Annotated in this window: 23 protein-coding genes and 1 other RNA gene; 15 read left to right on the top strand and 9 right to left on the bottom strand. The window is 60.1% G+C overall.

Annotation, left to right across the window (positions count from 1 at the left end; translation table 11 throughout):
- Positions 1–85: 85 nt before the first annotated feature.
- The 5 genes from NKJ32_RS00890 to NKJ32_RS00910 all read left to right on the top strand — a co-directional run bounded on the left by NKJ32_RS00890 (position 86) and on the right by NKJ32_RS00910 (position 6,211).
- On the top strand, positions 86–1,216 hold the full coding sequence (locus NKJ32_RS00890) for a branched-chain amino acid ABC transporter substrate-binding protein (RefSeq protein ID WP_023678047.1): 1,131 nt from the start codon (positions 86–88) through the stop codon (positions 1,214–1,216).
- A 231-nt stretch (positions 1,217–1,447) separates the two neighbouring features.
- Positions 1,448–4,906 (top strand): pyruvate carboxylase, encoded by a 3,459-nt coding sequence (pyc, locus tag NKJ32_RS00895; protein WP_352754655.1) that lies wholly within the window; start codon positions 1,448–1,450, stop codon positions 4,904–4,906.
- Positions 4,907–5,067: 161 nt separating this feature from the next.
- Complete coding sequence (locus tag NKJ32_RS00900) at positions 5,068–5,328, top strand: DUF2312 domain-containing protein (protein WP_023678045.1); 261 nt, start codon at positions 5,068–5,070, stop codon at positions 5,326–5,328.
- 61 nt (positions 5,329–5,389) lie between these two features.
- Entirely contained in the window at positions 5,390–5,830 is a 441-nt protein-coding gene (locus NKJ32_RS00905; protein WP_352569564.1) for a hypothetical protein, read from the top strand.
- Between the two features lie 66 nt (positions 5,831–5,896).
- Positions 5,897–6,211, top strand: a complete 315-nt coding sequence (locus NKJ32_RS00910) for a hypothetical protein (protein ID WP_023678043.1) — start codon at positions 5,897–5,899, stop codon at positions 6,209–6,211.
- Positions 6,212–6,214: 3 nt separating this feature from the next.
- On the opposite strand, the gene msrB is transcribed toward NKJ32_RS00910, so the two are convergent.
- From msrB to NKJ32_RS00925, 3 genes are all read right to left on the bottom strand, one after another.
- The gene (gene msrB, locus NKJ32_RS00915; RefSeq protein ID WP_352569565.1) at positions 6,215–6,619 is read right to left on the bottom strand and encodes a peptide-methionine (R)-S-oxide reductase MsrB; all 405 of its coding nucleotides are present in this window, start codon (positions 6,617–6,619) and stop codon (positions 6,215–6,217) included.
- A gap of 109 nt (positions 6,620–6,728) precedes the next feature.
- Positions 6,729–7,550, bottom strand: a complete 822-nt coding sequence (locus tag NKJ32_RS00920) for an MBL fold metallo-hydrolase (protein ID WP_352569566.1) — start codon at positions 7,548–7,550, stop codon at positions 6,729–6,731.
- Entirely contained in the window at positions 7,551–8,741 is a 1,191-nt protein-coding gene (locus tag NKJ32_RS00925) for a vWA domain-containing protein (protein ID WP_352569623.1), read from the bottom strand.
- Positions 8,742–9,371: 630 nt separating this feature from the next.
- Here NKJ32_RS00925 and NKJ32_RS00930 point away from each other — a divergent pair.
- Positions 9,372–10,433 carry an RNA-directed DNA polymerase gene (locus tag NKJ32_RS00930; protein ID WP_352826652.1) on the top strand — a complete coding sequence of 354 codons (1,062 nt, stop codon included), beginning with the start codon at positions 9,372–9,374 and terminating at the stop codon, positions 10,431–10,433.
- 15 nt (positions 10,434–10,448) lie between these two features.
- On the opposite strand, the gene NKJ32_RS00935 is transcribed toward NKJ32_RS00930, so the two are convergent.
- Both NKJ32_RS00935 and NKJ32_RS00940 read right to left on the bottom strand, forming a co-directional pair.
- The gene (locus NKJ32_RS00935) at positions 10,449–10,895 is read right to left on the bottom strand and encodes a GNAT family N-acetyltransferase (RefSeq protein ID WP_023678039.1); all 447 of its coding nucleotides are present in this window, start codon (positions 10,893–10,895) and stop codon (positions 10,449–10,451) included.
- A gap of 117 nt (positions 10,896–11,012) precedes the next feature.
- Positions 11,013–11,852, bottom strand: coding sequence for an AAA family ATPase (locus tag NKJ32_RS00940; RefSeq protein ID WP_352569568.1), 840 nt, complete (start codon positions 11,850–11,852; stop codon positions 11,013–11,015).
- Between the two features lie 175 nt (positions 11,853–12,027).
- Here NKJ32_RS00940 and ssrS point away from each other — a divergent pair.
- The 7 genes from ssrS (at position 12,028) to NKJ32_RS00975 (ending at position 15,835) form a co-directional block, all read left to right on the top strand.
- Positions 12,028–12,183: non-coding RNA, 6S RNA (gene ssrS, locus NKJ32_RS00945), on the top strand.
- Positions 12,184–12,324: 141 nt separating this feature from the next.
- Positions 12,325–12,909 carry a 5-formyltetrahydrofolate cyclo-ligase gene (locus NKJ32_RS00950; protein WP_352569569.1) on the top strand — a complete coding sequence of 195 codons (585 nt, stop codon included), beginning with the start codon at positions 12,325–12,327 and terminating at the stop codon, positions 12,907–12,909.
- 78 nt (positions 12,910–12,987) lie between these two features.
- Positions 12,988–13,509: a DUF3592 domain-containing protein gene (locus NKJ32_RS00955; RefSeq protein WP_352569571.1), complete on the top strand. Its 522-nt coding sequence runs from the start codon at positions 12,988–12,990 to the stop codon at positions 13,507–13,509.
- A 54-nt stretch (positions 13,510–13,563) separates the two neighbouring features.
- Positions 13,564–14,388, top strand: a complete 825-nt coding sequence (locus tag NKJ32_RS00960) for a TIGR00282 family metallophosphoesterase (protein WP_023678036.1) — start codon at positions 13,564–13,566, stop codon at positions 14,386–14,388.
- A 70-nt stretch (positions 14,389–14,458) separates the two neighbouring features.
- Entirely contained in the window at positions 14,459–15,226 is a 768-nt protein-coding gene (locus tag NKJ32_RS00965; RefSeq protein WP_352569572.1) for a TerC family protein, read from the top strand.
- Between the two features lie 53 nt (positions 15,227–15,279).
- The gene (locus NKJ32_RS00970; protein ID WP_352569573.1) at positions 15,280–15,567 is read left to right on the top strand and encodes a BrnT family toxin; all 288 of its coding nucleotides are present in this window, start codon (positions 15,280–15,282) and stop codon (positions 15,565–15,567) included.
- Positions 15,548–15,835: a BrnA antitoxin family protein gene (locus NKJ32_RS00975; protein ID WP_352450852.1), complete on the top strand. Its 288-nt coding sequence runs from the start codon at positions 15,548–15,550 to the stop codon at positions 15,833–15,835. Before NKJ32_RS00970 ends, NKJ32_RS00975 begins: the two co-directional genes overlap by 20 nt.
- Before the next feature lie 42 nt (positions 15,836–15,877).
- Here NKJ32_RS00975 and NKJ32_RS00980 read toward each other — a convergent pair whose 3' ends face one another.
- From NKJ32_RS00980 to NKJ32_RS00995, 4 genes are read right to left on the bottom strand one after another with little or no spacing between them, the layout of a single operon-like run.
- The gene (locus NKJ32_RS00980) at positions 15,878–16,345 is read right to left on the bottom strand and encodes an SRPBCC family protein (RefSeq protein WP_352696872.1); all 468 of its coding nucleotides are present in this window, start codon (positions 16,343–16,345) and stop codon (positions 15,878–15,880) included.
- Positions 16,346–16,374: 29 nt separating this feature from the next.
- The gene (locus tag NKJ32_RS00985; RefSeq protein WP_352634242.1) at positions 16,375–16,737 is read right to left on the bottom strand and encodes a VOC family protein; all 363 of its coding nucleotides are present in this window, start codon (positions 16,735–16,737) and stop codon (positions 16,375–16,377) included.
- A gap of 55 nt (positions 16,738–16,792) precedes the next feature.
- Positions 16,793–17,185, bottom strand: a complete 393-nt coding sequence (locus NKJ32_RS00990; RefSeq protein WP_023678032.1) for a VOC family protein — start codon at positions 17,183–17,185, stop codon at positions 16,793–16,795.
- A gap of 28 nt (positions 17,186–17,213) precedes the next feature.
- Entirely contained in the window at positions 17,214–17,696 is a 483-nt protein-coding gene (locus NKJ32_RS00995; protein WP_352574684.1) for an SRPBCC domain-containing protein, read from the bottom strand.
- Between the two features lie 51 nt (positions 17,697–17,747).
- Between NKJ32_RS00995 and NKJ32_RS01000 the strand changes: the two genes are divergently transcribed.
- On the top strand, positions 17,748–18,071 hold the full coding sequence (locus NKJ32_RS01000; RefSeq protein WP_023678030.1) for an ArsR/SmtB family transcription factor: 324 nt from the start codon (positions 17,748–17,750) through the stop codon (positions 18,069–18,071).
- 237 nt (positions 18,072–18,308) lie between these two features.
- Positions 18,309–19,058, top strand: a complete 750-nt coding sequence (locus NKJ32_RS01005; RefSeq protein ID WP_023678028.1) for a YebC/PmpR family DNA-binding transcriptional regulator — start codon at positions 18,309–18,311, stop codon at positions 19,056–19,058.
- The last annotated feature ends 31 nt before the right edge of the window (positions 19,059–19,089 follow it).

The following is a 19,089-nucleotide window of genomic DNA, read 5'->3' on the forward strand; positions in this document are numbered from 1 at the left end:
ATCGGCAAAGTACTCTTTCTGCGAGCAAGAGTGGGCATCGCATGAAAGCAACATCCACGCCCACTCGGTAAATGGGAGCGTTTCAATGAAAAAGTCACTTTTGTCCGCCGTCGCCCTGACCGCGCTTGTCGCGTTCAGCGGCAACGCGTGGGCTGACATCCTGATCGGCGTTGCCGGTCCGATCACCGGCCCGAACGCAGCGTTCGGCGCCCAGCTTCAGAAGGGTGCCGAACAGGCAGTCGCCGATATCAATGCGGCGGGCGGCGTTCTTGGCCAGCAGCTCAAGCTTGAAGTCGGCGACGACGTCTCCGATCCCAAGCAAGGCATCTCGGTCGCCAACAAGTTCGTCGCCGACGGCGTCAAGTACGTCGATGGCCACTTCAACTCCGGCGTCTCGATCCCGGCGTCGGAAGTCTACGCCGAGAACGGCATCCTTGAGATCACGCCGGCCGCGACCAATCCGAAGTTGACGGAACGTGGCATGTGGAACACCTTCCGCACCTGCGGACGCGACGATCAGCAGGGCAAGGTCGCTGGCGACTATCTCGCCGCGAACTTCAAGGATGCCAAGATCGCTGTCATCCATGACAAGACGCCTTATGGCCAGGGCCTCGCCGACGAAACCAAGAAGGCGCTCGCAGCCAACGGCGTGACTGAGGCCATGTATGAAGGCATCAATGTCGGCGACAAGGATTTCTCGGCCCTCATCGCCAAGATGAAGGACGCGGGCGTCTCGGTCGTCTACTATGGCGGCCTGCACACCGAAGCCGGCCTGATCATACGCCAGCTCGCTGACCAGGGCCTCAAGGCAACCTTCATGTCCGGCGACGGCATCGTGTCGAACGAATTGGCCTCCATCGCCGGCGACGCCGTCGAGGGCACGCTGATGACGTTCGCTCCGGATCCGCGCAAGAATCCGAACGCCAAGGAACTCGTCGAGAAGTTCCGTGCGGCCGGCTTCGAGCCTGAGGCCTATACCCTTTACTCCTACGCGGCGATGGAAATCATCGCGGCCGCCATCACCAAGACCGGTTCAGCCGATGACGCTCAGAAGGTAGCCGAGACCATCAAGTCGGCCGGCCCCTGGAAGACCGCGATCGGCGAGATCGGCTACGACGCGAAGGGCGATATCACCCGTCCTGACTACGTCATGTACACCTGGAAGAAGGGTGACGACGGCAAGTACACCTATGTCGAGAACGCACCCGGCAAATAACCGGACGTTGCTACATGAGAATGCCCGGCGCCTCGCGCCGGGCATTTTTTATGAGAGTTCCCGAAAGCCTGGATCGGAACTGCCCAGGCGTTCTTCGGATCGACACGCAATGTGTCAGCGCGATGGATCAAATTAAATCGGTTTAATCCTCTTTTCGATTTTGTTTGCACTGCAGCATTTTCGCGCTAATCATGTCCGGCAGTTCCCTTCCCCGCGTCCGGAGCCCTGTCCTTGGCAATCTCGAAGATCCTTGTCGCCAACCGCTCCGAAATAGCCATCCGCGTCTTCCGCGCGGCAAACGAGCTCGGCCTCAAAACCGTGGCGATCTGGGCAGAGGAGGACAAATACTCCCTGCATCGCTTCAAGGCCGACGAAAGCTACCAGGTCGGGCGCGGGCCGCATTTGGCCAGGGATATGGGGCCGATCGAAAGCTATCTGTCGATCGAGGAGGTTATCCGCGTCGCCAGGCTTTCGGGCGCCGATGCCATCCATCCAGGCTACGGCCTGCTGTCGGAAAGCCCGGAATTCGCCGAGGCCTGCGCCACGGCCGGCATCATCTTCATCGGGCCAAAGCCGGATACGATGCGCAGGCTGGGCAACAAGGTCGCTGCCCGCAATCTCGCAATCGAAGTCGGCGTGCCGGTAATTCCCGCTACCGATCCCTTGCCGGACGACATGGCGGCGGTAAAGGAACTCGCCAAGACGATCGGCTACCCGGTGATGCTCAAGGCGTCCTGGGGCGGCGGCGGCCGGGGCATGCGCGCCATCCGGTCCGAGGCCGATCTCGCCCGCGAGGTGATGGAAGGCAAGCGTGAGGCGAAGGCCGCTTTCGGCAAGGACGAGGTCTATCTCGAAAAGCTGATCGAGCGCGCGCGCCATGTCGAGGTGCAGGTGCTGGGCGACACACATGGCAACGCCGTGCACCTGTTCGAGCGCGATTGTTCGATCCAGCGTCGCAACCAGAAAGTGGTCGAGCGGGCGCCGGCGCCCTACCTCGAAATGTCACAGCGCGAGGAGCTTTGCGGCTACGCGCTGAGGATCGCGCGCGAAACCAGCTATATCGGCGCCGGCACGGTCGAGTTCCTGCAGGATGCCGATACCGGAAAATTCTATTTCATCGAGGTCAATCCGCGTATCCAGGTCGAGCACACCGTCACCGAACAGGTGACCGGCATCGACATCGTCAAGGCGCAGATCCACATCCTCGACGGCTTTGCCATCGGCACAGCGGAATCGGGCGTGCCGGCGCAGAAGGACATCAGGCTCAACGGCCACGCGCTGCAGTGCCGCATCACCACCGAAGACCCCGAGCATAATTTCATCCCCGATTATGGCCGCATCACCGCCTATCGCGGCGCCACCGGCTTCGGTATCCGCCTTGATGGCGGCACCGCCTATTCGGGCGCGGTCATCACCCGCTTCTACGATCCGCTGCTGGAAAAGGTGACGGCGTGGGCGCCGACGCCGGCCGAGACCATCGCCCGCATGAACCGGGCGCTGCGCGAATTCCGCATCCGCGGCGTGGCGACCAACCTCACGTTCCTCGAGGCGATCATCAATCACCCGAGCTTCGCCGACAATTCCTACACCACCAAGTTCATCGACACGACGCCGGAACTGTTCGCCAGTGTGAAGCGGCAGGACCGCGCGACCAAGCTGCTCAACTACCTTGCCGACGTTTCGGTCAATGGTCATCCCGAGACGCGCGGCCGGCCGCAGCCAAAGGCCGATGCGGCGCCACCGGTGGTGCCATATCTCAACGGCAATGTGCCTCAAGGCAGCAAGCAGAAGCTCGACGTGCTCGGGCCGGAGAAATTCGCCGCGTGGATGCGCGAGCAAAGAGAGGTGCTGGTCACCGACACGACAATGCGCGACGGGCATCAGTCGCTGCTCGCGACGCGTATGCGCACCTATGACATCGCCGGAATTGCCGGCACCTATGCGCGCGCTCTGCCGCAGCTTCTGTCGCTCGAATGCTGGGGCGGCGCCACATTCGACGTCGCCATGCGCTTTCTCACCGAAGACCCATGGGAGCGGCTGTCGCTGGTGCGCGAGGCAGCACCCAACCTTCTTCTGCAGATGCTTCTGCGCGGCGCCAATGGGGTTGGCTATACCAACTATCCCGACAACGTCGTCCAGCATTTCGTCCACCAGGCCGCTGCCGGCGGCATCGACCTGTTCCGCGTCTTCGACTGCCTGAACTGGGTCGAGAACATGCGCGTCGCCATGGATGCGGTCGGCGCCGAGGGCAAGCTGATCGAAGCGGCGATCTGTTATACCGGTGACATACTCGATCCGGCGCGGGCCAAATACGATCTGAAATACTATGTCGGCCTGGCCAGGGAATTGCAGGCGGCAGGCGCCCATATCATCGCCGTCAAGGACATGGCTGGGCTTCTAAAGCCGAGCGCTGCCCGCGTGCTGTTCAAGGCACTGCGCGAGGCGACGGACCTGCCGATCCACTTCCACACCCACGACACATCCGGCCTGTCGGCGGCAACCGTGCTGGCGGCGGTGGAGAGCGGCGTCGACGCCATCGACGCGGCGATGGATTCGCTATCCGGCAACACCTCGCAGCCGTGCCTCGGTTCGATCGTGGAGGCGCTGAAGGGCACCGAGCGCGATCCGGGCCTCGACCCGCAGTGGATCAGGAACATCTCGTTCTACTGGGAGGCGGTGCGCAACCAGTATTCAGCCTTCGAAAGCGACCTGAAGGGGCCGGCATCGGAGGTCTATCTGCACGAAATGCCGGGCGGTCAGTTCACCAACCTCAAGGAACAGGCGCGCTCGCTCGGGCTGGAGACACGCTGGCACGAAGTGGCGCAGACCTATCAGGACGTCAATCTGATGTTCGGCGACATCGTCAAGGTGACGCCGTCGTCCAAGGTCGTCGGCGACATGGCGCTGATGATGGTGAGCCAGGACCTGACCGTCGCCGACGTCGAGAATCCGGCGAGGGACATCGCCTTCCCGGATTCGGTGGTGTCGATGTTGCGCGGCGATCTCGGCCAGTCGCCGGGCGGCTGGCCAAAGCCATTGCAGAAGAAGGTGCTGAAGGGCGAAAAGCCGATCACGGTGCGGCCGGGTTCGCTGCTCAAACCGGCGGACCTCAAGGCCAGTCGCACGGAGGTCGAGGAAAAGCTCGAGCGCAAGCTCAGTGAGTTCGAGTTCGCGTCGTGGCTGATGTATCCGAAGGTGTTTTCCGATTTTGCCGCCGCGCAGGAGACCTACGGGCCGGTCAGCGTGCTGCCGACGCCGACCTATTTCTACGGCATGAAGCCGGAAGACGAGATTTTCGTCGACATCGAAAAAGGCAAGACGCTGGTGGTGCGCTGCCTTGCCATCGGCGATGTCGACGAAAAGGGCATGGTCACCGTGTTCTTCGAGCTCAACGGGCAGCCGCGCCGGGTGAAGGTGCCGGACCGGGCGCATGGCGCCTCCGCCGCCAAGGCACGGCGCAAGGCGGAGCCGGGCAATGAGGCGCATGTCGGCGCGCCGATGCCTGGCGTCGTCTCGGCGCTTGCGGTGGCTGCCGGCCAGCCGGTGAAGGCGGGTGACGTGCTGCTGTCGATCGAAGCGATGAAGATGGAAACGGCGCTGCATGCCGAACGCGACGGCACCATAGCCGAGGTGCTGGTCAAGGCCGGCGACCAGATCGATGCCAAGGATCTGCTGATCGCGTTCGGGTGAAATAGGCCGGCATCAGACAGCCTTGTCGGCGCCTGGCAGCAACCCTTCATGCCGCATCGATAGCACCTTGACCCGCCGCGCCCGGTCGGGCATCGAACCGCTGCAATTCGCCGCTCGGGTCACCCCGAGTCGCGGTGAGAAAACGACGCGGAGAGAAGACTATGGCCGACGACATCATCGAGACCAGCCAGACTGTTGCCGCCGGCCAGCTGCGCGCCTTCATCGAACGCATCGAGCGGCTCGAGGAAGAGAAAAAGACGATTGCCGACGACATCAAGGAAGTGTTCGCAGAGGCCAAGGGCACCGGCTTCGACACCAAGGCGATGCGGTCGATTATCCGGCTGCGCAAGAAGGACCAGGCCGAGCGGCAGGAAGAGGAATCCATCCTCGATCTGTACAAGGCTGCGCTCGGCATGGTGTAAAGGCCGGCCTCGGCGCCGGAGACGATCGCGGGAGAAGCGGTTCTGACCATGGATTCCAGCCATGAGCGAATTCGATTTTGGCGCCCGCCGCGCCTCTGAATTCCGCCAACGCAGCTTCTGGACGCTGTTCGCGGAACGGCATCCGGATGAAAGGGCTCTGCTGGCGAGGCGCGGACCGTGGTTCTGGCAGCGTGGGCTGCCCGATTTCGCATTGGTCCTTTCCATGTACGTCGCGCCTGCGCAGAATCATGTCGGCGTCTTCTTCGGCCGCAACGAGAAGTTCGGTGCCACGCAAGCCTGGTCGCGGTTGAAGCCGTTCCAGCCGGCCATCGAAGACAGGCTGAAGCTCAGGCCAGAACAAAGTTGCGACGGCCTCGGCATCAATTCGATGTGGCGGGTGAATTGTCTTGCCGAAGACAATTGGCCGGCGATGACCGACTGGCTGGTGACGGAAGCCTCGCGTTTCGAGCGCGCGATTGCCGAAGTTCTGGGTCAGGAATAAAGCAGGGTTTCCAGACGCAATCCTTAGAATCGCTCTGGTGAGCAGAGCGAGGGAGCCGGTCGATCGATGACGATCATGTCGCGCGTTGCCGCCTTCTTCCGCTCACGCTGGTTCGGCGGCGTGCCGCTCGATCGGCTGTTCTGGCGCGACCTGGTCGTTGTCGGCACAGCGATCAACGTCGCGTCGTCGGTGGCGGCACTCATTCTGCTCGGGCTGAAGCTGCCGCTTGCGCTAGTCCTGGCGGTGCATTTCGCGCCGGTGCCCTACAATATCTTCCTGACCTTTGCCGTTTGGCGAACTGCCGGAAAATCGAGTGGCGTCATGGCCTCGCTGATGACGCTTGGCGCCACGTTGTGGCTGATCCTGGTGGTTGTGGCCTGACGATCAGGCGGCCGGATCGAATTTGAGCGCCACGCCGTTGATGCAATAGCGCAGACCGGTCGGCGGCGGGCCGTCGTCGAAGACATGGCCGAGATGGCTGCCGCAGCGGGCGCAATGGCACTCGGTGCGGACCATGCCATAGCTGCGGTCGACGGTGGTCTCGAGCGAACCCGGCACTGGGTCGTTGAAGCTCGGCCAACCGGTGCCGCTCTCGAATTTCAGCTTGGATTCAAACAAGGGCTGGTCGCAGCCGACGCAGGAGAAGGTGCCGGCGCGCTTCTCGTGCAGCAGGGCGCAGCTTCCCGGCCGCTCGGTGCCGTGGTTGCGCATCACCGCATATTGCTCGGGCGTCAGCCGGGCGCGCCATTCGGCATCGGTGCGGGTAACGGGGTAGGTGTGGCTGTCCATTTTTTCCTCTTAGCTTATCTCGCTATTTGGGTTGCCTTCCCAACTTCGCCTGAAATAGGCATTTGTTACGGCGTTTGCCCGTATTTCCAATCCCGTTGCAAAGAATTCCTCAGGCGATGGCCGCGAGATAGCGCGCAACCGATGCTGAAAATGCCGCCTTTGCATCTCCGATGACGTTCTGGTTCCACCATGCGCCGTAGATATGGTCGAACGCGAAAGGCTCCAGCGCGGCCTTGATGCCGTGCACCTTCGTCGCGTTGAGCGGGATATAGTTCGGATAGCTGTACATGAAGCTGACATGACGGCGGGTCGGCGTCACCTGCAGGATGTCGCCGGCCAGGATGGCATTGCCGGCATCGCGCTTCCAGTGCAGCACCTGGCCACCGGCAAAGTGGCCGCCGCAGCGGATGAGCGTCAGCGACGGGTTTATGGCGCGCATCTCGCCCTCCCAACTGATGATTGCCGGATGCGGCCGCATGATCCACTGACGATCATCGGCGTGCAGATAAATCGGCACGCCGCCAAACGCCGCGCTCCATTCGACCATTGCCGAATAATAATGGCCGTGCGAAATGGCGATGGCGGCCAGGCCGCCCCGGCGGTTGATCTCCGCCACCGCCTCGTCGCTGACCATCGAGATACAGTCCCACAGCACATTGCCGTGCGGCGTTTGCGCCAGCAATGCGCGCTGGCCGATAGCGAAGCGCGGCTCGATGCCGAAGGCGAGCACGCCGGCGTCATCCCTCATCATGATCCGATGGCCGGCGGCGAGCTCTTCCGGCGTGATCCAGGCCTGGCCCTCCCAGCGCACATATTGCCGCTCGTCCTCGCAGATCGGGCAATGTCGCGGCGGCGTCGCTGTTGCCGCGAACTGGACACCGCATTGCAGGCAAAGGAAACAGGTCGACCGTCCTGTTTTGCGTGGATCCATTCAGTGCTTCCTTGAAAGTTGCTTCGTCGCGGCTTCGAGGCCGGCGAGCGTCAGCGGAAACATGCGGCCGCCAAAGATATCGCGGATCATGGCAATCGAATGGGTATAGCCCCAGTTCTTCGCGCCTTCCGGATTGAGCCAAATGGCGTTCGGCCATTGCTGCAGCAGCCGGCCGAGCCAGACGGCACCGGCCTCCTTGTTCCAGTGCTCGACCGAGCCGCCGGGATGGGCGATCTCATAGGGGCTCATCGAGGCGTCGCCGACGACGATCACCTTGTAGTCGGGGCCATATTTATGCAGGAGATCGAAGGTCGGAATCACCTCGGCATGGCGGCGGCGATTGTCCTTCCACACGCCTTCGTAGAGGCAGTTGTGGAAGTAGAAATATTCGAGCTGGCGGAATTCGGCGCGGGCAGCCGAAAACAGCTCCTCGACGCTCCTGATGTGGTCATCCATCGAGCCGCCAACATCGAAGAACATCAGAAGCTTGACCGCATTGCGACGTTCGGGTTGTGTCTTAACGTCAAGATAACCGTGTTCGGCGGTGGCGTGGATGGTGCCGGACAGGTCGAATTCCTCTTCGGCGCCTTCGCGCACCCAGCGGCGCAAGCGCTTCAGCGCGACCTTGATGTTGCGGGTGCCGAGTTCGACGGCATCGTCGAAATTCCTGAACTCGCGCCTGTCCCAGACTTTTACCGCGCGGCGGTTGCGGCTCTCGTGCTGGCCGATGCGCACGCCTTCGGGATTGTAGCCATAGGCGCCGAAGGGCGAGGTGCCGCCGGTGCCGATCCATTTCGAACCGCCCTGATGCCGGCCCTTTTGCTCCTCCAACCGCTTCTTCAGCGTCTCCATCAGCTTTCCGAAGCCGCCCAGCGCCTCGACAAGTTTTTTTTCCTCGTCGGAGAGGTGCTTTTCAGCGAGCCTCCGCAGCCATTCCTCCGGGATGTTTGCGACATCGACCGCGTTTTCGCCAGCCAGCGCCTCGACACCTTTGAAGATGTGCGAAAAGACCTGGTCGAAGCGGTCGATGTGGCGCTCGTCCTTCACCAGAGCGGCGCGGGCGAGATAGTAAAAGCCCTCGACATCATAGTCGACCAGCCCGGCCTCCAGCCCCTCCAGCAGCGACAGATATTCGCGGAGCGAGACCGGAACCCGCGCTGCCTTCAGTTCGAGGAAGAAGGGGATGAACATGAAAATGAATGTATTAGATTGAATGCTGGCTGTCATTTACGATAACCTCGAACGAGGCTATCCGGTTATAGGGCATTTTGTCGTGAATTCATGTCTTTGAGAAGAACCCTACTGAGCAAAGGCCTTTTCCCTGAAACCCTTCCGCCTTGCTTCGATAGTGCGGACTTAAATAGATCTCTAATTGGATTGGTGGGAGAGCTTAATACTAGAAAATTTTATAAAAAGCGGTCCACCGCCTATATTCGGTATGTCGGCACGAAACACGATCGAAATCGTCGGGCTTATGCGACGCCAAATCCTATAACGTACTTTAGTATTTGTGAGTTTGTCTCTGCAAACTGGAAAAAGTTTGAAAAACAATTCAACCTTTCTCCATATAGCCTGAGTAGCCCAAAGATTGGGGGCAAGGATGACGATCGATCCGTCATAGTAGCCTCTCTCAGCGAGTTATCAGACCAGACCGCTAAGCGAATTAGATACGCTCCATACATCCTTAAGACTGACATATCTCAGTATTTTTCCAGCATATACACGCACTCAATACCGTGGATCGCGCATGGGACAGAGGCGTCTAAGCTGGATAGGGACCCAAAATCAAAGAAAAATAGGTTCAATGCACTCGACTGGTTCGTGCAGCAATCTCAAAGGGAGCAGACGCGCGGTATTCTAATTGGCCCGGACGCATATCGTTTGATAGCCGAATTCATTGGATGTCAGATAGACAAAAGCCTTAACGAGCGAGCTCAGCATCTAATTGTCGGGGCCATTCGGCATGTCGATGATTTTTATATTGGAGTTAGAAGCGAGTCTGACGCCAGCGTTGTCTTATCTCGTCTAAGAGAGGTATTGCTGGACTATGAATTGCAACTTAACGATCCAAAAACCGGAATTTTGAACGGCCTGTCTCCAATTGACGACCTGTGGGCACAAAGATTACGAGGGTTCGGTGTTGAAAAGTGGGGGGAGCTTGAATCGGATAAGGTAGCATACCTGCTCGACAGTTCCTATCAGATGTCAAAGGACATGGGCTCCGAAAGCCCCCTTAAAATCGCTTTACGAAAACTAGATAAAGCGAAAGTTTACAAGAAAGATACATGGAACATAATAGAGCCAAAGCTTCAAAGAATAGTTCAGCATTTCCCGCATTCAATAGATTATGCAGTTTTACTTGTAGCAAAGCGTTATGCTATTGGTGAAGATTTAGATGTGGACGGCTGGTCAGAGGTCATATCGACGTTAATCGCAAAGCATTCGTCTTATAGCCATCATCATGAAATTGTTTGGTGCCTTTGGCTCCTTTTTACGTGCGGCCTTAAGCATAGCAAGGATCTTATAGAGAGAACCGGCAAGCTGGAAAATGCTCATATTAGAGCGATAATAATTGCCGCGTATGGCGACGGCAGATGCCTTTATGGTCCTGGAATCAATTTGGGCGCTCGATTGCCATCTGACGATCAAAATTGGCTATCTGCGATTGTTTCCCGGACTTCTGGTGTTTCTAAGGCGCCTTTTGGCGGATCATTGGCGCCAGAATTTGAGCATCTGTCGGATCGAAACCTCCGGTTAATCGATTTTGAGAAGCATATCGAGGCTGTCCGTGTAAACAAGGTGCGGGCGATTAGCCGCTCTCGCTACGGCTATGACGACGATGACGATGATGTTGATTTTGACATCGATGATCTAGAATTTTGACAGTATGCGCTCTCATCACAACAGATCGTATTCGATGAAGCCGGTCCTGCGCGCCACGTGGTCGTAGAGCTTGCGTGCGGTGGTGTTGGTCTCGTGGGTCATCCAGTAGACGTTCTTGACGCCGATCTTGCCGGCTTCCTGCTTGACCGCTTCGATCAGGGCGGCGCCGACGCCCTTGCCGCGCACATCGGGGTCGGCGAACAGGTCCTGCAGATAACAGTTGTTTATCTGCGACCAGCAGGAGCGATGGTAGAGATAGTGCGTCAGGCCGACGGCCTTGCCGTCGAGGGTGGCGATGAAACCCTTCGGCTCGAACTCGCCCGCCGTGAACAGCCGCTTCCAGGTGACGGCGTAAACCTCTTCCGGCAGCTTGGTTTCGTAAAAGGTGAGGTAGGCGGTCCACAGACGCCGCCAGTTGGTATGGTCGGATTGCGCCAATGGGCGGACGGTGATCTCGGTCATTTCGTTTCCCTCTGAACTCGGCAACCCGAAGCTGCCTCCGTGCCCGGCTAGAGGCAACGGTCCAGCACCGGGAAAGCGCTGTCCGGTGACTTCGTGGGCTTCCGGCCGACCGGCCCCTCACCCCTGCCGTCTCGCCATGAAAGCCAGGCGCTCGAACAGATGCACGTCCTGTTCGTTCTTCAGCAAGGCGCCGTGCAGTTTCGGCAGCGCGTTCTTCGGGTCGGCGCGCAGGTCTTCGGGCGCGATGTCGTCGGCGACCAGCAGGCGGATCCAGTCGAGTGCCTCGGAGGTCGACGGCTTCTTCTTGAGGCCCGGCACGTCACGGATTTCATAGAATTGCGTGAGTGCGGCGCGCACCAGGTTCTGCTTGATGCCGGGATAGTGCACGTCGACGATTTTGTGCAGCGTCTCGACGTCGGGAAAGCGGATGTAGTGGAAGAAGCAGCGGCGCAGGAAGGCGTCCGGCAGCTCTTTTTCGTTGTTGGAGGTGATGATGACGATCGGCCGGACGGTGGCACGGATGGTCTCGCCGGTCTCGTAGACGAAGAACTCCATCCGATCCAGTTCCTGCAACAGATCGTTGGGGAACTCGATATCGGCCTTGTCGATCTCGTCGATCAGAAGCACGACTTTCTTGCCGGCAGCAAAGGCGTCCCACAGCTTGCCGCGCTTGATGTAATTGCGGATGTCGTTGAAGCGCTCGTCGCCGAGTTGGCTGTCGCGCAGCCGCGAGACGGCATCATATTCATAGAGGCCCTGCTGCGCCCGCGTGGTCGATTTGACGTGCCATTCGATCAGATCCAGGCCGAGCGCCGCCGCCACCTGGCGGGCAAGTTCGGTCTTGCCGGTACCGGGCTCGCCCTTGACCAGCAACGGCCGCTCCAGCGCGATCGCCGCGTTGACCGCCACCATCAGATCCTTGTCGGCAACATAGGCTGCCGTGCCTTCGAAACGCATTTTTGCTCCCGGGTTCATCGCGCGACCCTAAGGACGCGGCCTTCGCTGTGCAAGGCGCCGCTGGCAAAGCGGGGATCTTGCCGGCGCGACCTCGTCGAGCGGTTCTGCGTCGATTTAAGACTCGAAACATGTCGTCTCTCTGGCGCTTGGTCTGCCGTCTGCCTATATTGGCGGAGACGGTCTGCGCTTCCCGGCAGGAGAACATTTTCCCCGGGGCCTTAATGATCCCTAGGGAGCTGTCCCTGGGAAGACCCGTGGGTTTTCTCATACGGCGCCCACCTACTTTGTAGGTTCCCGGGATCGCTCTCTCCACCGGTTGTGTGGATCGTCACCTATCGAAAAGGCCATGTCTGGCGGATCTTGTCGTCGCGCCGCTTTGTGCGGTGCTCTCACGAACGAAAAGTTCGCCCCGCTCCTCCAAAACGTCGCTCGTAAAACTCCATTCAAATCTGACCTTTTCTAGCGTCGGCGCATGACATCCCCAAAAGACCTGAAAAAAAATCTCCGCAACCAAGCCCTCGGGCGCCGCGACGCGCTCGATCCTTTCTGGCGGGTGGAGGCAGCACTCGAAATGGCCGAGACGGCGCGCGACCGGATCACGGTCGAGCCGGGCCAGATCGTCTCAGGCTTCTGGCCGATGCGCTCGGAAGTCGACGTCCGGCCGCTGATGTTTGCCTTGCGCGAGAAGGGGGCAAGGCTCTGCCTGCCGGCCATTCTGGACAAGACCACCATCGTCTTTCGCGAGCTGGTGCGTGGCGCGCCGATGATCGACATGGGCTTCGGCACCGTCGGGCCGCATGAGGAAGCCGAGGTACTCGACCCCCAGGTCATGCTGGTGCCGCTCGCCGCCTTCGATGCGCGCGGCCACCGCATCGGTTACGGCGCCGGCTATTACGACCGGGCGATCGCGCGGCTGGCCGACAAGGGGCAGCAGCCGCGGCTGATCGGCATTGCCTTCGACTGCCAGGAGGTGGCCCTGGTGCCGGACGAGCCGCATGACGTGATCATTCCGGAAATACTCACCGAGAGCGGGTTGCGCCGGTTCGGTATCCCTTAAAATGTTCCGATCCGCTTAACGCGTTTCCAAGACATATCAGGATAGTGTTTCTGCAATACAATCCGGGTCGATGGCGCGATGGCTTTTGTCTTTATGCGATTCCTCTTGATGCCGTTCGCCCTGATCGCGGTAGCGCTGTTTGCGATGGGATTGCACGTCATCGGGACCACGCTGCATCACAAAGCCGCCTGGCATCAGACGGTCGCCACGGTGACGGATGTCGATCCCTACACCGAAACGCAGGAAAACGGCCTCACCACGGATGGCATCGATGTCGCCGTCACCTATGTGGTCAACGACGCGCCGATGACCTGGTCCGGAAAGGGAAAAATTATCGGTCTTTACAGTGCGTCCATGGGCGACAAGGTAGAATTGTACTACGACCCTGCCGATCCATCGAACCTCGATACCGCCGCAATGAAAGGCTGGCGTGGCGGGCTGTTGCTGCTTGTCGTCACCGGCGGTTTCATCGCCTTCTACGTCTGGTTCTTCTGGCTACGCGGACGGAATCCGCCGTCGCCTATGACGCCATCGCCCGTTCGCGCAGCGGGCGCGAGCGCAAAGCCGCAACGGCAGCGCGCCACTTTCGGCCGACATTAGAACCAATCGCGGGTACCGCTTGCCTAGCGTCCATGGCTCTGGATAGAAGTGCGCATGAGACTTCTCTTTCTCGGCGACATGGTCGGCAAGACAGGACGTACGGCGGTGTGGGAACAGCTGCCCGGCCTGATTTCGGATTTCAAGCTCGACTTCGTCATCGTCAATGGCGAGAACGCCGCCGGAGGCTTCGGCATCACCGAGGAAATTTTTCGTGAGACGATCTCGGCCGGCGCCGATGTCGTCACCACCGGCAACCACGTCTGGGACCAGCGCGATGCGCTGATTTTCGCGCCGCGCGAAGAGCGCTTCCTGCGTCCGTCCAATTTCCCCAAGGGTACGCCGGGGCGCGGCTCAGGCGTCTACATCGCCAGGAACGGCGCGCGCGTGCTGGTCGCCAACATCATGGGCCGGGTGTTCATGCATCCCGAGCTCGACGATCCGTTCCAGGCCGGCGAGCGCGAACTTGCCGCTTGTCCGCTTGGCGAGCAGGCCGATGCGATCGTCATCGATTTCCATGCCGAGGCGACCTCGGAAAAAATGTGCTTCGCTCATTTCGTCGACGGCCGTGCCAGCCTTGTTGTCGGCACCCATACGCATCAGCCGACCGGCGATCACCAGATCCTCAATGGCGGCACCGGTTATATTTCCGATGCCGGCATGTGCGGCGATTACGATTCCTCGCTCGGCATGGACAAGGAGGAGCCGCTCAACCGGTTCTTGTCCAAGGTGCCGAAAGGCCGCTTCGAGGCGTCGACCGGACCGGCGACATTGTGCGGCGTCGGCGTCGACATTTCCGACCGTAGCGGCCTGACCGAACGGATCGCGCCGTTTCGCCGCGGCCCGCGGCTGGAGGAAACGGCTCCATCCTTCTGGTCGTGACATTGATATAGACGCTTGCAATACCCAATTGCCGGCGAAACTGCTCTAGATCGTAGAGGGGACGACCTCCATGCAGCTAGTCGAATTCCTGGCGCCGCATCTCGCCTTTGTCTCCGACCCGACGGCATGGGTCGCGCTGCTGACGCTGATCGTGCTGGAAGTCGTGCTCGGCATCGACAATCTGATCTTCATCTCGATCCTGACCAACAAATTGCCGGTAGCGCAGCGGGCCCGCGCCCGGCGGCTCGGCATCTCGGCCGCGCTGGTGATGCGGCTGATCCTGCTGGCCACCATCTCGATCATCGTCCAACTGACGACGCCGATATTCACCGCCTTCGGCCACGGGTTTTCATGGCGCGACCTGATCCTGATCGCCGGCGGCCTGTTTCTCGTCTGGAAGGCGACCAAGGAGATCCACCACACGGTCGATCTCGATGATCACCAGGACACCATGATGGGCGAGACGCTGCAGCTTTCGCTGGCCGGCGCGATTTTCCAGATATTGCTGCTCGACCTCGTCTTCTCGATCGACTCGATCATCACCGCCGTCGGCATGACCGACGAAATCGCGATCATGTACATCGCGGTGATCGTGGCGGTGAGCGTGATGATGCTGGCGGCCGGGCCGCTGGCCGATTTCATCGCCAGGAACCCCAGCATCGTCATGCTGGCGCTCGGCTTCCTGCTGATGATCGGCATGACGCTGATCGCCGACGGCATGGGTTACCACGTGCCGAAAGGCTACATCTACGCCGCCATGGGTTTTTCGGCCTTGGTCGAAGGGCTCAACATGCTGGCTCGGCGGCGGAAGAAGGCAAAGGGCGGGGGCGGGCATTGACTTGACTCTTACAGAATTGTGCGTACAATTTTGTAAATAACGGTGCCGCCATATTGCGATTTGAATGGGATCCCGAGAAGGCCAAGCGCAACCGTGCCAAGCATGGTGTTGCGTTCGATCTCGCCGAAGATGTCTTCAAGGATCCGCTTCATCTGATTGTGCCTGACCGGTTTGAAGATGGCGAGCAAAGGTGGCATGCGATCGGGATGATCCAAGGGCTGGTGGTACTGCTCGTTGTTCACACTTATCCCGATCTCGAAGATGAGGAACGAATTCGGATTGTCGGTGCCCGGAAAGCAACGCCGCATGAAAGGAGGCGCTATGAGCAGGAAGGAACTTAGCCAAGATCAGCGCAACCAGCTCGCCAATTTGGCAGATTTGCCTGACAGCGAAATTGACACGTCCGACATTCCGGAAACTTCGGCCGAGAATTGGGTTCATGCTCGCCGAGGGCACCTCTACCGGCCACTAAAGCAGCCGGTGACCATTCGGCTTGACGCTGATGTGCTGTCCTGGTTCAAGGAGCATGTCGAAGGCGGTGGCTATCAAACGGAGATCAACCGCGTGCTCCGCCGTCATGTGCTAGAGCAGGAAAAGCGGCGTTCCTGAGCATTCGCGGTCTGTTGCCAGCCGATCTTGGCTCGCCGTTACTTAATTTGCTGGAACGTCCTTCGGGTGGCGGTCGCCGATCAGGCCGAGCATCACGCCTTGCTCCAGCCACGCCTTGGCGCCGGCGAGCACCAGCGCAAAACCGCCGGTCGAGCCGATCGCCTGCTTGACCTGCTCATCGGGGCTGCCGACAAAGCCGGAATTGCGGACCTCGACAAAGGTCGTGCCGCCCGGCATCTCGGCGAAAGTCCACACTACGGTGGTCGGCGGATCGCTCCATTGCATGACGATCTTCTTGTTATCGACGATCTCACTGACATTGACCGTCGTCGAGACGCCATACATGCGCCATTCCCAACTGATTTCCTTGCCGCTGTCCAACCTGTCGCTGCCATGGGTGAACCAGAACTTCGTCGTGATCGCCGGATCGACGAAGGCTTCGAATACGTCGGCGACCGGCCTCCTTATCAGCATGCCGGCTTCGGCGGTCGGTGTTTCGCGGATTTCCATTTCGTCCTCCTTTCCACGGCGTCGCCTGTTCACCAGGCATCGGGTTCGCGCACCAGGTGAATGATGTCGGCCGGGTTGGTGATCCAGCCGCCGCGAAAGCCTTCACCCAGTGCCTCGATGGCGTCGCAGCGCACGACACCGGCCTTGGCGAGATGCTCCGCAGCGGCCGGAAAATCATCGGTGAACAGTTCCAGCCAGATCTCGGCCTGGCTCATCATCGGCGCCTCGTCGATCCACAGCCGATTGGGACCGAGTTCGAAGCCGGCGGCCGGCGGCTTGGCCGTGAATGGCTTCAGGCCGATGACGTCGCGATAGAAGGCGATCGTCGCCTGGTATTGATGCGGCGGGACTTTCATCGCGATGTTGATGCCGCCGGTGATCTTCGCGGTCATTTGCTGACTCCATTGCCGTGTTCAGGTTCGATTGGCCGGTTCGGTCCAGAACTCGCTATGCCAAATTGATTTGCCAGGAGACTCCGAACCTGTCGTTGAGCCATGCAAACCGGCGGCTGAAACCATAATTGTCCAGCGCCATCAGAAATTTGCCGTCCTTGGCCAGAGCCTCGACAATGCCGTTCAGCTCTGCCTCCGTGGAGCAATTCACATACAGCGAGACCGATGGCGTGAACGTGAAGGCATGGTGCACGGGGCTGTTGTAGACCATCACTTCCAGACCGCTTATGGACACGCGCGCCAGCTTGACCGTTCCTTCCGGGCCGTCTTCGCCGGAGCCGTAACGTGTGACGTCAAGGACGCTGCTGTCGGGGATCGTCTCGCAATAGAAGGTCATTGCCTCTTCGGCCTTGCCCTCGAACATCAGAAATGGCGTCACTTGCTTCATCGCAGGCCTCCGTCATCTTGGTGGCTTTTCAGATGTTGTTCTCGTTGGCCGGCTCGCCCTTCATCTCGCTGCGGTAATAGCCGTCGCGCAGATTGATGCCGTATTCGACATAGGCCTTCATGCAGGCCAGCATCTGCGACCAGCCCTCGCAATTGAGGTAGGATTTCTTCAGGCCGACCGCGTTCTCGTGCCAGCCGGTTTCGGCGATGGTGACGAAGGTGCCGCCATCGTCCAGCGGCTCGAAATTCATCTCGATGCGGGTCTTGTAGGCTGGCTTGCCGTCGGCGTCGGTGGCATCCCAGCGCAGCACGATGCGGCTGTCTTTCTTCACCTCGTCGACCTCGACGGGAACCTTGCCCCACCAGATGACGGTGGCGCCCGCCACCAGCAGTGCGCTGGCGCCGCCGATCGTGGTGAAGTAGCCGCTAAGTTTCTTCGGATTGACGACCGCATCGAAGACTTCGGCGACGGGTTTGCCGATGCGGCCAGAAACCCTGAATCCAAGAGACATATCCACAGCTCCTTCCTTGAATGGCTCAAGGATATGTTATAGATATATAACATGTCAAGCCAATCGCGAGACGACAATGTTTTCAAGGCGCTGGCGCATCCGCGCCGGCGTGCGTTGCTGGACCGGCTGAAGGATGCGCCGCAGACCACCGGCATGTTGTGCGATGCCTTCCCCGACATGGACCGCTGCACGGTCATGCTGCACCTGAAGGTGCTGGAGGAGGCCGACCTGGTCGTGGCGCGGCGCGAGGGGCGCGAACGCTGGAACCATCTCAACGCGCTGCCGATCAAGCACATCCACGACCGCTGGATCAGTCAATATGCCACGCACGCGATCAGCATCCTCGACCGGCTGAAATCCGATCTTGAGGGATGAAAGCTTTGCCGAAGCCTGCCGATTTTCGGATCTTGAAAGCCTTGCGTGCCGGCAGCAATGGCGCGGCTGGACGAATTGAGCCGATTTATCTATAAGCCGGCCATTCCGACAGCGAGCGCCGTCCGTCCGTCAGGGACGCAGCAGGACGTTCTGAAATTTTGAATTCGAGCATTTTGCAAGATGCCGGGTGGTTCACCAGGCGGCAGATGCTCTAGCCGAGAAGATGACAGGGGTGCCATGGCTGGCCATTCACAGTTCAAGAACATCATGCACCGCAAGGGCCGCCAGGATGCGGTGCGGTCGAAGATGTTTTCCAAGCTGGCGCGCGAAATCACCGTCGCCGCCAAGAGCGGCACGCCCGATCCATCGATGAACCCGCGCCTGCGCCTTGCGGTGCAGAACGCCAAGGCGGTGTCGATGCCGAAGGACAATATCCAGCGCGCCATCAACAAGGCGTCGATGGGCGATGCCGAGACCTACGAAGCCGTGCGCTACGAGGGTTACGGGCCAGGCGGCGTCGCGCTGATCGTCGAGGCGCTGACCGACAACCGCAACCGCTCGGCGTCGAATGTGCGCGCTGCCTTCACCAAGGCGGGCGGGGCGATGGGCGAGACCGGCTCGGTATCGTTCATGTGGGACCGCGTCGGCGAGATCTACTATCCGGCATCGGCCGGCAGCGCCGAGAAGGTGATGGACGCGGCGATCGAAGCCGGTGCCGACGACGTCCAGTCGGACGAGGAAGGCCACACGATCTACTGCGCTTTCGAGAATCTTGGCGAAGTGTCGAAGGCGCTGGAAGGCGCGCTCGGCGAGGCTGAATCGGTGAAGCCGATCTGGAAGCCGCAGACCAATATCGCGGTCGACGAGGAGCGGGCACAATCGCTGATGAAGCTGGTTGCGACGCTCGAGGACGACGACGACGTGCAAAGCGTCTACGCCAATTTCGAGGTCGACGAGGAGACCTTGGCAAAGCTCAGCGCGGCGTAAGTTCAGAACGCCGCGCACCGATCACGTATCT

It is taken from the genome of Mesorhizobium sp. M0159, assembly GCF_040322295.1.
Taxonomy (GTDB): Bacteria; Pseudomonadota; Alphaproteobacteria; order Rhizobiales; family Rhizobiaceae; genus Mesorhizobium.